This is a genomic window from Trichormus sp. NMC-1, assembly GCF_001858025.1.
Lineage (GTDB): Bacteria > Cyanobacteriota > Cyanobacteriia > Cyanobacteriales > Nostocaceae > Anabaena.
In genome coordinates, this window is the sequence record NZ_LZQD01000005.1 from 1 (window position 1) to 13803 (window position 13803).

The 13803-nt window shown below is 40.1% G+C and carries 10 protein-coding genes; 5 read left to right on the forward strand and 5 right to left on the reverse strand.

Annotated features, from left to right (window positions below; genetic code table 11):
* The first annotated feature begins 39 nt into the window (after positions 1-39).
* Both A9Y75_RS16235 and A9Y75_RS16240 read left to right on the forward strand, forming a co-directional pair.
* The gene (locus tag A9Y75_RS16235) at positions 40-1680 is read left to right on the forward strand and encodes an ATP-binding protein (RefSeq protein ID WP_083389652.1); all 1641 of its coding nucleotides are present in this window, start codon (positions 40-42) and stop codon (positions 1678-1680) included.
* A gap of 599 nt (positions 1681-2279) precedes the next feature.
* Complete coding sequence (locus A9Y75_RS16240; protein WP_071190595.1) at positions 2280-4193, forward strand: response regulator; 1914 nt, start codon at positions 2280-2282, stop codon at positions 4191-4193.
* 59 nt (positions 4194-4252) lie between these two features.
* On the opposite strand, the gene pyrR is transcribed toward A9Y75_RS16240, so the two are convergent.
* From pyrR to A9Y75_RS16255, 3 genes are all read right to left on the reverse strand, one after another.
* The gene (pyrR, locus tag A9Y75_RS16245; protein ID WP_071190596.1) at positions 4253-4789 is read right to left on the reverse strand and encodes a bifunctional pyr operon transcriptional regulator/uracil phosphoribosyltransferase PyrR; all 537 of its coding nucleotides are present in this window, start codon (positions 4787-4789) and stop codon (positions 4253-4255) included.
* 83 nt (positions 4790-4872) lie between these two features.
* Complete coding sequence (gene cbiB, locus A9Y75_RS16250; RefSeq protein ID WP_071190597.1) at positions 4873-5859, reverse strand: adenosylcobinamide-phosphate synthase CbiB; 987 nt, start codon at positions 5857-5859, stop codon at positions 4873-4875.
* Positions 5860-5912: 53 nt separating this feature from the next.
* Positions 5913-6356, reverse strand: a complete 444-nt coding sequence (locus tag A9Y75_RS16255; protein ID WP_071190598.1) for an Rrf2 family transcriptional regulator — start codon at positions 6354-6356, stop codon at positions 5913-5915.
* 452 nt (positions 6357-6808) lie between these two features.
* Between A9Y75_RS16255 and A9Y75_RS16260 the strand changes: the two genes are divergently transcribed.
* The gene (locus A9Y75_RS16260; protein ID WP_071190599.1) at positions 6809-7222 is read left to right on the forward strand and encodes an AbrB family transcriptional regulator; all 414 of its coding nucleotides are present in this window, start codon (positions 6809-6811) and stop codon (positions 7220-7222) included.
* A gap of 151 nt (positions 7223-7373) precedes the next feature.
* Here A9Y75_RS16260 and A9Y75_RS16265 read toward each other — a convergent pair whose 3' ends face one another.
* Entirely contained in the window at positions 7374-9278 is a 1905-nt protein-coding gene (locus A9Y75_RS16265) for a chloride channel protein (protein ID WP_071190600.1), read from the reverse strand.
* A gap of 460 nt (positions 9279-9738) precedes the next feature.
* Between A9Y75_RS16265 and A9Y75_RS16270 the strand changes: the two genes are divergently transcribed.
* Positions 9739-10119 (forward strand): hypothetical protein, encoded by a 381-nt coding sequence (locus A9Y75_RS16270; RefSeq protein ID WP_071190601.1) that lies wholly within the window; start codon positions 9739-9741, stop codon positions 10117-10119.
* Between the two features lie 194 nt (positions 10120-10313).
* On the opposite strand, the gene A9Y75_RS16275 is transcribed toward A9Y75_RS16270, so the two are convergent.
* Positions 10314-11930, reverse strand: coding sequence for a glycosyltransferase family 39 protein (locus tag A9Y75_RS16275; RefSeq protein ID WP_071190602.1), 1617 nt, complete (start codon positions 11928-11930; stop codon positions 10314-10316).
* A gap of 254 nt (positions 11931-12184) precedes the next feature.
* Here A9Y75_RS16275 and A9Y75_RS16280 point away from each other — a divergent pair, with 254 nt between their 5' ends.
* Positions 12185-13711 carry a hypothetical protein gene (locus tag A9Y75_RS16280; protein ID WP_071190603.1) on the forward strand — a complete coding sequence of 509 codons (1527 nt, stop codon included), beginning with the start codon at positions 12185-12187 and terminating at the stop codon, positions 13709-13711.
* Positions 13712-13803 lie beyond the last annotated feature (92 nt).

Genomic DNA, 13803 nt, shown 5'->3' on the forward strand with positions numbered 1-13803 from the left:
GAGGAGCAATATCCTCCCTCGACTCAACCAAAACTCAGGATGGCATTAGATGCTGCTCACATGAGTATCTGGACTCTCGATATCCAAAGCCACCAAATTACTAGTGCGATTAATCTGGAAGCTCTTTTTGGTTTAGAGAAAGACAATTTTAACAACACCTATGAAGCTATTGTGAACTGTGTTCATACACAAGATCGTGATATCTTTAAGCGCGTCCATCAACAGGCTATTGAAAATGGGGGAGAATTTGAAATTGAATATCGAGTGGTTTTAGACGATGATAGTATTCGCTGGCTAGTCAGCAAAGGTGTAGTTTGGCAAGACTCATCTGGGGTAGCGTTACAAATGTGTGCTGTAGATATGGATATCACCAAGCACAAACAAGATGAAGCAGAATTACAACAGCAAAACTTGCAATGCCAACGCCAAACTACGCTAACGCAATTATTCGCTAATATCACCCTCAAAATTCGTCAGTCTTTACAAATTGATGAAATTCTCGAAACTAGTGTCACAGAACTGCAAAAACTGCTGCAAGCAGATCGGGTGTTAATTTTGCAGCTTCATAGTAATCGTTCCTTCCTACCTGTAAAAGAAGCCGTAGTTCCTGGTTTACCGGTTGTTATGGGGCAAACGATTACCGATTCTTGTTTTTCAGAAGATTACATCTACCAAAAATATTGCCAAGGGCGAATTAGTGCCATTAGCGACATTGAAACAGCAAATATTCAACTTTGCCACGTTGAATTACTCCAACAATTTGCTGTTAAAGCTTATCTTGTGGTGCCAATTTTCCAAAAAAATCAACTTTGGGGGCTGATTATTGCTCATCAGTGTCTGCGTACCCGTGAATGGAATGACTGGGAAATAGAATTTTTACGACAGATTGCCGATCAAATTGGCATTGCTTTAGCCCAGAGTCTGATCTTAGAACAAGAAACTCATCAGCGCCAAGAACTTATCCGTTCTAATGAAGAACTTCAGGAATTTGCTTTGATTGCCTCCCATGATTTACAAGAACCACTACGGAAAATTAGGACATTTGGTGATCTCCTAAAAGTTACCTGTGGAGACTCTTTAAGCACACAGGGATATGATTATCTAGAACGGATGCAAAAAGCTGCCCTGAGAATGCAAACGTTGATTGATGACTTATTAACACTTTCACGAGTAACTACAAAGGCACAGCCTTTTGTATCGGTGAATTTAGCACAAATTGCCCAAGAAGTATTATCTGATTTAGAAGTGCGTATTCAGCAAACTGGGGGACGAGTGGAGATAGAATACTTACCCATCATTCCCGCTGATCCTGTACAGATGCGGCAATTATTGCAAAACCTGATCGGTAATGCCCTGAAATTTCATCGTCAAAATGAACCGCCTGTTGTCAAAATATCTAGTCAATTATTAAACAATAATTTGCATAATATTGAACACCAGATTAAACATTATCAAATTATTGTTGAAGATAATGGTATTGGGTTGCCCGAAAAATATCTTGATCGCATTTTTAATGTTTTTCAACGTCTGCATGGTCGTACTGAATATGAAGGTACTGGCATCGGTTTAGCTATCTGTCGAAAAATTACTGAACGACATCATGGTACTATTAAAGTCCAAAGTACTCTAGGGCAAGGATCAAAATTTATTGTCACCTTGCCAAGTAAAGAGGATCTCTAATTTTTCTTCCCGGAGAGGGATTACTATTAGACCCTGAAATAGGGTTAATTGTACAAATGTAAATGACTCTTGATAAGTAGGTGGGCGTTAAAAATTGTCGTTGGGGCAAGGGAACAGGGAACAAATAAGAAACTTTAGTTCTGAGTTTAAACCTCAGTCAAAAAAAAGGATGTTTTTTGAGATGACGAGCAACAAAAAAAACAGTGTCATTATTTCAATCTCATGTTTTTAAACATGAGTTTTTCTGTTCCCTGTTGCCCGTTCCCTGTTCCCTCTGAATAGTGAAGACTATTAACTATTAACAAGAAACAGGGGAGCTAGATGTGTAGGTCGTTTTTTAAGTACAGAGCGCAGGCTACTTAGGCTATAGTACGACAGGGCGTAATAGAACAACCATTTAAAATAGTTAAAATGCTTACCCTGTCAGCTTTTTACTCTGTAGAGTGGTGGTTATTTGGTAAAATTTATAACTTTCCCAACATTCTCTAATCTGCTTTTTAAGTTTTAAATTTTTAATTCAGTAGTTGAAGTGATCACAACTTAAGGAAAATACTGGTTTGGAATTGTAGAACTGCTTAGATAAGTAGTACGAGGGAATTATGAATAACAGCCCCATCCAAGTTTTGTTAATTGATGATGATGAAGATGATTATATTTTAATTCGTGCTTGGTTCAGGGAATTTCAGGTAACTGGCTGTGAGTTGGAATGGGTGGATACTTATGAAGTAGCCAGGGAAGCGATCGCTCGACACGAACATGATATCTATCTGGTAGACTACCGCTTAGGGCAGCACAATGGGCTAGAACTGTTGCCAGAAACCATGAACAATGGTGACACTTGTCCCTTTATTTTACTTACTGGTCAGGGGGCTAGGGAAATAGACCTCGAAGCCATGAAAGCAGGAGCAGTTGATTATCTGGAAAAAAGTCAACTAACTGCGCCTTTATTGGAACGTTCGATTCGCTACGCCATTGAGCGCAAACAAACAGAAGCAAAAATCCGTCAACAAGCAGCTTTACTTGATGTCGCAACTGATGCCATTTTTGTCCATGATTTAGATAATCAAATTTTATATTGGAACAAAGCGGCAGAATATCTATACGGTTGGAAAGCAGAAGAAGCCTTGACAAAAAAGACACAAAACCTCTGGCAGGAAAAAGACTTATCTAAATTGTCAGAAGCACACCCAATTCTTATGAAAGATGGCTGTTGGGAGGGAGAACTATATCAAATTACCAAGCATGATCAAGAAATCATCGTCCAAAGTCGTTGGACATTAGTCCCTGAAGTGGGTCATCTATCACCATCTATTTTAGTTGTAAATACTAATATTACTCAAAAAAAGCTGCTAGAATCTCAATTTTTACGTACTCAGCGCTTAGAAAGTATTGGCACATTAGCTAGTGGTATTGCCCACGACTTAAATAATATCCTCACCCCGATTCTGATGACTGCTCAACTTTTGGAAACTCAAGTCCAAGAAGAGCGTTCTCGACTACTAATCCCGATATTAATCGCCAATGCTAAACGGGGAGCAAATTTAGTTAAGCAAGTATTATCTTTTACTCGTGGACTAGATAGCGATGCCAGCGGCTCTCTAGGAGAACCCACACCTTTACAAATAAAACATTTGCTGAGAGAAATTCAACAAATTATTAAAGAAACATTTCCTAAATCAATTGAAGTTATCACTCAAATTCCCCAAAATCTTTGGACTGTATCCGGTGATGCCACTCAACTACATCAAGTGTTCATGAATCTATGTGTCAATGCCCGTGATGCTATGCCCAAGGGTGGCACTTTAAAAATTACTGCCGAAAATCTTTTGGTTGATGAAAATTACGCCCGGATGCATATTGATGCCCAAGCACAACCTTACATTATTATTACTATAACTGATAATGGAATTGGTATTCCACCAAAAATAATAGACCGTATATTTGAACCATTTTTTACTACTAAAGAACTCGGCAAAGGAACTGGTTTAGGTCTATCTACAGTATTGGGAATTGTTAAAAATCATCGTGGTTTTATTAATGTATATAGTGAAGAAAGAAAAGGTAGTCAATTTAAGGTTTATTTACCTGCCAAAAAAGATACACCAGAAACTATAGAAGAGACAGAAATATCTTGGACTCAAGGAAATGGAGAACTGATATTATTTGTAGATGATGAAGCGGCTATTTGTGACATTACAAAAATGTCACTAGAAAACTATAATTATAAAGTAATTACAGCCCATGATGGTATTGAAGCAATAGCCTTATACGTAGAAAATCGTGATGAAATATCTCTAGTGTTAACTGATATGGGAATGCCACGTATGGATGGACTCACCAGCATTCGTACCATAAAAAAAATTAATCCAAACGTCAAAATTATTGCTATCAGCGGACTAGCAACCAGTGAAAATGTGAATGCAGCTTATGATTTAGGTGTTAAAGCCTTTTTACCCAAACCTTACACAGCAAACCAATTATTAAAAACCATTAGCACAGTTATTGGTCATTAATTAGGGTTTGCTGAAAAAGTCTTTTCGTGAAGACTACGAATTACGAATTACGAATTATTTTAATTACCAATCAACTCCACCGCATCACGTCCATCGTCATCTTGTAAGTAAACTTTGACAATTTCTTCTTTAGCGGTAGGCAATTTCTTGCCCACGAAATCTGGGTGAATTGGTAACTCTCGATGACCCCTATCTACTAACACAGCTAAACGAATCACCTCTGGTCTACCATACTCATTAACTGCATTTAAAGCAGCACGAATTGTCCGTCCTTTGAAAATAACATCATCGACAAGTACAACTGTTTTCCCTGTCAGATCAAAAGGGATATCGGTTTTGGCTGGAGTTCTTAATCCAATTTGGTCGAGGTCATCACGATAGAATGTGATATCTAATGCTCCCACAGATACGCTGACATTTTCCAGAGTCTCTATCTGACGTGCCAATAAGTTGGCTAACGGCACACCTCTAGTGTAAATACCCAAAAGCACCAATTGCGACAAATCACGTGTCCTTTCCACAATCTGAGAAGCAAGTCGGGTCAGGGTACGTCGCAGTTCTTCCGATGTGAGAATTTCAACTACTTTAGTAGACATAAATACTGGGGATTGGGGATTGGGGAGAGGGGGTGACGCGGAGAGGGGGTGACGCGGAGAGGGAGGAATTTACGAATTACGAATTACGTTGGCGGTAGCCTGCCGTAGGCACTATTACGAATTAAAAATATTGCTGCCCCCAACCACAACAAAAAACAAAATCGAGTCAATTGCAAAGCTTTGTGAATAGAATCTGGGGCGATAGGATAAATAGCATCTCCTAAGAGTGGTTTATGTTTTGCTACTCCACGATACCAATTTATGCCTCCCATTTGCACACCTAAAATGGCAGCATAGGCACACTCACTCCAACCCGAATTAGGACTGGGATCTTTAATAGCATCCCGGCGACACATTCGCCAGATATCTAAGGGTTTGGCTGATAATAATGCCAAAGTCATAACTGTTAACCGACAAGGAAGCCAAGTTAAATAATCTTCTAACCGCGCACTGAACCAGCCAATATCAGTATAAGGTGCTTCTCGATAACCCACCATTGAATCTAGAGTACTACTAGCTTTATAGGCGAGAGCCAAAGGAACTATCCCAACAAATGGTATAACCGCACCAATAATTGCATAAAATAGAGGAGCCATGACTCCATCTGTAGCATTTTCTGTGACTGTTTCTAGAACTGCTCGCAAAATTTCTGCTTCTGAAAGGTTTTCTGTATCCCTACCCACATAATTACTTAAAATCTGTCGTGCTTCCTCTAAATTTCCTGTTTTTAAAGGTTGAAGAACATCCATAGCAGCTGCACGCAGACTATGAAGAGCAAAACAACTGGCTAAAAGGATGCTTTCTAGCGCAATTCCTAACAATGGATGTAGCCATTTAGCAATGAGAATTATTAACCAGCCGATGAAACCGCTCCCTATGATCACAATTAGTCCGAGTACAATTCCGGCTAGGCGCTGTGTGAGAGAACTCTGACATTGTTTCAGAAAAAATTTACTCAAGTGAGAAATTACCCACCCCATCACTTGTACTGGATGAGGCCAACCCCAGGGATCACCAATTAAGTAATCTAACAAGGCAGCAATGATGAAGATATAGATGTTATTAGTCATTAGTGATTGATTAATTTCTGCCTATTCCCTATTCCCTGATAACTGACCAATGACTAAACAACAAAACTAGCTTCTTCTCCCAGAGATGCCTGCCAACTACGCGCATCATAATAAAGGTCTGCCAGGGTAATACTGTACAAAGCTTCTTTCAGTTTTTGGTTAAGCCTCTGCCACAAACTAAATGTTACCCAATCTTCAGCTTGTGCAGGTGCTGGATTATTAAGGGGTAAGTGAGTCATATTTTCACCAACTGCCTCTAAAATTTGCCCTATGGAAATTTGCACAGGCTCTCTTGCTAATTGATAGCCACCGATACTGCCGCGAATTGATTTCACCAATCCTCCACGACGCATTTCTATCAGCAGCTTTTCTAAATAAGGAGCCGGAATATCTTGGCGCTTGGCAATTGCTCTTACAGATACAGGACCGTATTCTGGCTGTAAACTCAAATCTAGCAATGCCTTAACACTGTAGTGACCTCTAGTCGTTAGTTTCATTTGTCAGGGAATAGGGAACAGGGTAAGAAATGACTAATGACTAATGACTTTAGGATCATCTTCGGTGAGCAGACGACTTTTTTGGGGTGACTTTAAAAAACTTAAACAAATATAGTCTAGCAGGAATTCACAAACTATATATAGTACTTGCTCAATGATCTATGAGAAAATCCCTTCTCTTTTTCCTCTTGCCTGTCTTGACGAAAGCGAACTGCCTCTTGTAGAGAGTAAGTTCACGAATCAAATAGGATTTCTATAGATATAGCAACCGCCAGAATTATTTTTTATAAAATGTCTTGACAAGATTGGGAATTGTGCAACAATTTTGCCTGTGAGTGTAATATACTTGGCTATGCTGAGATAAAAATAAAGGATTATGTTCCTGTTAGCTCAGTATCAGTTAAAATAAAATCGATTCAATCACTTCAAACATTCATTTTCGACCTAAGTTGATGCCTAAACTGAAAAAAATTGACCCCCTAGTCGGCGAAGAACTGCTCAAAAAAGTTAAGGAGCTAGAGAACGAAAGCAAGGAAGACAAAGCTAAACAGTGTGGCTACTATACTGTTACCAAAAATGGTATAGAGCGCGTCAATATGATGAAATTCTTAAATGCCCTGATTGATGCTGAGGGCATTCAGTTGGATAGTATACCTAGTGCCAATGGTCGTGGTGGACGCAGTGCCAGCTATAGAATTAGCGTGCAATCCAACAACAACTTACTGATAGGTTCAGCTTATACAAAACAGATGAATCTTAAACCTGGAGATGAATTTATCATCACTTTAGGGAAGAAGCACATTCGACTTCGGCAAGTAGACCCTGAAGATAGGGAAGATGCTGAAGTAGAAGCTACAGATGAATAAATAGTCATTAGTCATGAATCAGTTGTCCGTTATTTACTAATAGACATCTGGTGGAAAAAAATGTAGAGACGTTCCATGGAACGTCTCTACAAGGGTTCTGGAAAACGCATATTTAAAGAAAGGTCGATGTCTAATGACTAATGACCAGTGACTAATGACCAATAACTATATCTGTTGTGGGCAAGACTGGCAAATAATGCTGTAATGCCTTACGGGTTGCTGCCAAATTACAAGTTAAAGCAATTTGCTCTTTTTCTAGTAATCCTAAAATGCAATCGGGGTTATCTCGTGCTACAACAGGTAACTGATGCAAACCTCGCAGCGCCATCCGGTCTAAAGCTTCAGATAAAAGTTCATCCTGCCAAGCATAGAGAATGTCAGTCGAACAAATGTCTACAAGTGCTTGAGAAGAAAAATTAGCCTGGATTTCAGTAGGGGAATTCTGGTAATTTTCCCACAGGGAAAGAGTACGGTTAATATCTTCCAGAGACAGGATACCAACTAATTGTTCTGCGGCATCAACTACTAAAGCACTGCGTGTGCGATCGCGGATCATTTCCATAGCCGCTTCTAAAACTCCAAGAGTTGCGGGCAACTTTTTTGGGCTAGAGTGCATAGCATCTGCTACTAAAATGTGCTGCACAATTTCCACCTGTTCATCCTTCAATTCTGAAAGACCAATTTGTTGAAGATTGGAATTAGAGTTAAAAGTTGGCTTGATCCGCTCCACTAACCATACACTTAAACCCACCGCTGCCATCAAAGGTAAAACAATGCGGTAGTCACGGGTTAACTCAAACAACATTAAAATAGCTGTTAACGGCGCTCTCACACTACCTGCTAAAACAGCAGCCATACCCACCATTGCATAAGCTGGGGGAGCAGCCATATATTCACCAATGCTTGGCACTACCAAAGCCAGAAATTTAGCATAAGCTGATCCAAAGGACGCACCTAAAAACATTGCTGGTGCAAACAACCCACCTACAAAACCGCTACCAGAACTAACTGCTGTCATCAGCAATTTCAACAGCATTAATACGAGTAACAGGTTGAGGGAAAACTCCTGATCTTGCAGCATCGCTTGCACAGTTCCATAACCAATGCCCAAAATTTGCGGGTACTGCAAAGCCACCACCCCAACTATGGCACCACCAATAATTGGCTGAATAGGCTGAGGAATCTGGGACAGCAGCTTAAACCCTGGAACTCGTCCAGCAAAGCCAGCTTTTCCCAAACGAATTAATTCTGTATAAGTAAGAGAAACTAAACTTGCGCCTAAACCCAACCCCAGATACAGCGGCAATTCTAAGAGACTGCGGACTTGGTAAGCAGGTAAGGCAAAAGCAGGTTGGGACCCCAAACCAATTTGAGCAATTAAGGCCGCCACCACCGCAGCGAGTAATACAACACTGACAGCAGAAGTGGCAAAAGATGTAGCTCCCATCACTACCTCAAGAGCAAAAAATACTCCAGCTATGGGAGCATTAAATCCCGCAGCTAAACCAGCCGCAGCACCAGCACCCAAAAGCAAGCGCTGCCTTTCTTGAGAGACTTGTAGTACATCAGACAACAACACTCCAAAATTAGTCCCAATTTCCACACTGGGGCCTTCTGGTCCCAAAGATGCACCGCTACCTAAAGAAACTGCTGCTGCGATCATTTTGGTGACTGGTCGTAGTTGTCGCTTAACTTCTCTACCTTGAGAGACGGCAATCAAAGATGAAAGTCCGGGTCCAAAGTCTTGACTGCGCCAGCGCATTAAGCCGACAATAAGTCCGCCTAGGGTGGGAACACAGGCTAAAGTCCAAGCACCCCAGACTCCAATTTGTCCCATGAAATTTTCCAGCATGAGTTTCTGAATCAGCTGGATTAAATAGTGAAATGTGACTACGCCCATACCAGTACCACCACCAATGAGTATGGCTAAAAACAGCACAACTGTTTCGGGGGATGGTTGAAACCGGTTAATTAGGTGAGTTAAATGGACGGAAGGTTTGGGAAAGGCAGGTAGTTCAGTTACCTTCCTCAGTTGAGTGGGAGGCAAGAGAGTCATTGAGAGACGGGGTAAATGTAAGAAAAAATTTAAATTTTTATTTGCTACTTCTTATTGTGAGCCATGATTTACCTGTCAGACAAGTATGCTCCCTCAAGCCTAATTTACAAAGCTTTGGTAAAACCAGACAAGTAATCACAATTTTTGTGAGGAGAATGGTTAAATGGGAGAGAATTAATAGTTAGTGGTCAACTATGTTCTGACTGTATTCTCGATCAGAACAGTAAATTAACACTGGTCTTAGTGAACATAGCTTCAATAAGCTGTAACTAAGAGTCATCCTTACCCAAATCTGGCTATACTCGTGTTACGACCATGTAGCTCTCCTTAGTACCAAAAGAAATCTATGTGTGATCCATGACGAATGTTCAGACGATATTGGCGAGGCTACTAAGTAGTGAGCAAATTTCAATATAGCTATTGTTATAGAGCGAGTAAATGGACTAGGCGGACGAGCTAGATGAATATACACACCTTTGATAATCATTATGTTACTTGCCCGATTTGCCAAAGAAATAACAGGACACAGCCTATCAAAACTTACAAAGGCTTGTTTACCTGTCCGTATTGTCAGGAAAAGCTTGTAGTTTGTAAAAGTGGTCACTACGTCCGTGATCCATTTACTTGGAAACAAATGGTTATCGCTTCGGCGTTACGTCGTCAAAGCCGACCTTTAGCGAGGATGATCAGAGATTTAGTTCTTCTCAAGCGTCCTTTAGTAGCTTTGGCTGTAGGAGGTGCAATTTTATTTACTACAATTGCTGTCACCCAGAAAAACACCAGCTACAACCACCCAGAGGTTCCAAGAATTGAGAAAGTTGATGAGAACAGTGTAACATAGTGTTATATTGTAGTGATGAGAGTTGATTGAAGAAGACACGGGGACACGGAGACACGGAGAAAGAGGGATAATCTCTCCGCGTCACCGCGTCACCGCGTCACCGCGTCTCCCCATCCCCCCGTCTCCCACTCTGGAGCGTCCTCTTCGGTCATCAAAATTGTGGATTGCTAGACTCAACACTCATCACTCTTTAACTACAATCGATTGCTGTCTTTTGTAATTAATTGCCAACCTTCAGCTTGATCAACTATCTTGATAGATTTGAGTTTGAGATTACTTAAAGCGGATGCATTCAAGAGTAAATAGGGCTGCCCATTTTGCCAATAATATTGCAGTTCACCATGCGAAGCAGGAGTAATAGTGCGATCGCTATAAAAATCCAAGGACGGACGAGAATAGGGAAATGATGTGTAGATTTGCCGAACTGTTGGATTAGCACGCGCTATCATTGTGGCAACTGGTTTAACTGGATAGGCTTCTCCTAATTCCCACACCCAGTAGTTAGATTTCATTAACAACAGCAGTGAGATATAACTTCCCCAAATTAAAATTTTCAGAAATTGCCCATCGCCTCGCTCTGCCAAAATCGCTGCTAAAGTCATAGTCAAAGCTAGTGCGGCAAAAATCATCTGTAAGTCTGTTTTACCTGCGCTCCCCCAGCTAAAATAAATACTCCCAGCCGAAGCAGCCACAGCCAGTATGGCAAAACTAGTTACCCAAGCGCGGGGATAGGATGAGAATAGGCGCAAATTTTCAGTCTCTGCTAACTGAAAACCAAAACCCAAGGCCAAGCTAGGATAAATTGGGATTATATACCAAGGCAGTTTGATGCTAATCAGGGAAATGAGCAGTAGGTAAACACCTGTCCAAACTATGATCAGTTTTGCCCAACTCAGGCTGCGATTTTCCCAGGTTAAACGCACTGTTTGTGGTAAAAATACCAGCCAAGGCCACGTCCACTTCAGCAGTTCTATGACATAATACCAAGGGGCTTCAGACCGACCGTTGGCAGCTTTGCCCATCTGATTAAAGGGTTGATCTACTGAGTTAGTTTGGGCAAAAGAATAACCATAGTGTAATAGCTGGGCAAAGTTCCAAGCTACCACAGGTAGACTGCCGATGAAGATTCCTATCCACAGATAGTAACTAGTGAGCAATCTTGGTGTATCCCAAAAGAGAAAAACTGCGACAATAGCACCTAATAATATGCCCACCATGCCTTTTGTCAGGCAAATTAACCCAAAACTAATGCCGATACCAAGACAATAACGTAAGTCTCGACGCGATCGCAGCACACACAACATCATCACCATCAACAAGCTGACAACCGTGCCATCAAACATGGCTAATCTGCCGTGACGCACTATCGGTAGCATTGTTAGATAAATCAAGGCGCTATAAACAGCAGCCCAACGTTGGTGAAATATCTCTCTGCCGATACAATACAGTAAAGGTACTGAAGTTGCGGTGATAATTGCACCAGGCAAACGCGTAGTCCATTCGTTGACACCACCCAGGGAGTAAGCCCAAGCAATTAGCCAATGCATTAGGGGTGGCTTGTGATAGTATGGTTCACCTCCCAAAGTCGGGTAAAGCCAGCGCATGGAACCTGCTGGGGCCCGCCAGATTTCTCTGGCCACTTGTGCTACGGTACCTTCATCCCAATCTCGTAGCGGTAATCCCCCAAGATTGATACTAAACAGTACTACTGCTGCAAACAGCAATACTATCAGCCATAACCAATCAATCCATTTTTCAACTGCGCGATGCTGTTTTTCTAGATGACTCCAAATAAAGCTTCCTTCTTGCATATTCTATGCTAATCATTTTACTCGCACTTTTGATTACAAAGAGACATCTAGCGAATCTCCAATTTTGCCACACAGTCACAAACTATTTTTGAGCAATGGCTAGATCCCAAATTAACTCACTTTTCTGTGAACAGCGAAGTTTTTTAGAGAATTTTTTTTCTTAGTTATTTTTAACTTAATTTAACAAGCATTCTCTTCCAATTAATGATACAAATATTACCAAACTAGTTAATTACCCTTTGAGGAGCTTGACAATGAATTTACCTGTGGTACTAGATATTGCTTTAGGACTAATTTTTATTTACTTAATTTTGAGTTTGTTAGCGTCGGAAATTCAAGAACTAATTGCTACAGTATTACAATGGCGTGCTATTCACTTAAAGAAATCGATTGAGATTCTTTTGGCTGGAGATGTTAAAAGCTCAGAATCTCAGGATATAATTGAACTAGTAAATAGAATTTATAGCAATCCTTTTATTAAAAGTATCAATCAAGAAGCAAAAGGATTTTTCTCGATTTTACCAAGAAAAATAACTTGGTTAATAGCTGATACAACTCGTCCACTGCGGAAATTAATAGCTAAATCTCCAAAAGGAGAGAGAACTTTTAATAAGGAACATAGTGCGCCTTCCTATATTTCTGCTGATACTTTTGCTACGACGCTTATAGAAGAATTACAACTACCAAAAATTATTCACGGCTTAACGGCAGTAAGGCTAGAAAAATTCAAAAATCAACGGTTGCAGGAAGTTGAAACAATTTTAACCAGGTCACTAAGACAAATACAGCTTACTGAATTATCAAATTATATTACCCAAGATATAAATGATGATTTTAAAAATCTCAAGAAAGAATATACAAATATTGTTGCTGATTTCAAAAACAACAAACTTGATATAGATACTAGCGTCAATCAAATGAAGAATAGTTTAGAGAAATATATAGATAATTTTCAAGCAAATATAGATGATGAAAATAAAGTATTAGCAGAAACATTACGACGATTGCAAACTTTCTGTAACCACATTTTTTCAAGTGTTGAGGAGGCAATAATTAGAGGGGGATTAAAGCCTAATATTAACGAAATTGTGCAATTAATGAATACAAGCACCGATGTGTATAAAGAAATGCAAACAGCTATACAAGATGAAGATAGTCCAACATATCAAACGATTAACGAATTGATTGAGAGTTTACCATCTGTGATTAAAGGTAATATTGAAACCATAGCCAAGCGAGCGCAATATAGAGCTAAAAGCACAGAGGAAGGTATTAGTATATTACGTCGAGAAATTGAAGACAGTTTTGACAGTTCGATGCAACGAGCCGGTGGTGTTTACAAACGCAATGCTAAAGGAGTAGCAATTTTAATTGGTATTCTCCTAGCTTTCGGTGCTAATGCAGATACATTTCATATTATTGATCGCTTATCAAAGGATACAGTTCTACGAGAAGCTATTGTTTATAAAGCTGTGCAAACAATAGATCAACAGTCTAATTCTCCCAATCTCAGTAATATAGATACTAAGAAAATTTTAGAAGATATTAATTTACCAATTGGTTGGACAAATGAGAACAGGCTAGAGCAAATGAATGGGAATCCCATTAAAATTAAGGGTGTACCTATTTTTAGCTTATTAACTATGTTTCTTGGTTGGATAATCAGTGGTTTTGCTATTGCAATGGGAGCGCCTTTTTGGTTTGATTTACTTGGTAAAGTGATGAATGTGCGAAATGCAGGTAAATCACCAAAATCAGCTAGAAATCGAGATGAAGATTAAAATAATAGGAAACGAACCGCGTTCGCGTAGCGTCCCGTAGGGATAGGCGCGTTCGCGGTAGCGTTCCGTTCGCGCAGCGTCTCCGACAGGAG

What these genes read in the sequence shown, in the direction of transcription:
- A9Y75_RS16235 (WP_083389652.1), top strand. Translation starts at nt 40, where the DNA reads ATGGCATTAGATGCTGCTCACATGAGTATCTGGACTCTCGATATCCAA.
- A9Y75_RS16240 (WP_071190595.1), top strand. Translation starts at nt 2,280, where the DNA reads ATGAATAACAGCCCCATCCAAGTTTTGTTAATTGATGATGATGAAGAT.
- pyrR (WP_071190596.1), bottom strand. Translation starts at nt 4,789, where the DNA reads ATGTCTACTAAAGTAGTTGAAATTCTCACATCGGAAGAACTGCGACGT.
- cbiB (WP_071190597.1), bottom strand. Translation starts at nt 5,859, where the DNA reads ATGACTAATAACATCTATATCTTCATCATTGCTGCCTTGTTAGATTAC.
- A9Y75_RS16255 (WP_071190598.1), bottom strand. Translation starts at nt 6,356, where the DNA reads ATGAAACTAACGACTAGAGGTCACTACAGTGTTAAGGCATTGCTAGAT.
- A9Y75_RS16260 (WP_071190599.1), top strand. Translation starts at nt 6,809, where the DNA reads ATGCCTAAACTGAAAAAAATTGACCCCCTAGTCGGCGAAGAACTGCTC.
- A9Y75_RS16265 (WP_071190600.1), bottom strand. Translation starts at nt 9,278, where the DNA reads ATGACTCTCTTGCCTCCCACTCAACTGAGGAAGGTAACTGAACTACCT.
- A9Y75_RS16270 (WP_071190601.1), top strand. Translation starts at nt 9,739, where the DNA reads ATGAATATACACACCTTTGATAATCATTATGTTACTTGCCCGATTTGC.
- A9Y75_RS16275 (WP_071190602.1), bottom strand. Translation starts at nt 11,930, where the DNA reads ATGCAAGAAGGAAGCTTTATTTGGAGTCATCTAGAAAAACAGCATCGC.
- A9Y75_RS16280 (WP_071190603.1), top strand. Translation starts at nt 12,185, where the DNA reads ATGAATTTACCTGTGGTACTAGATATTGCTTTAGGACTAATTTTTATT.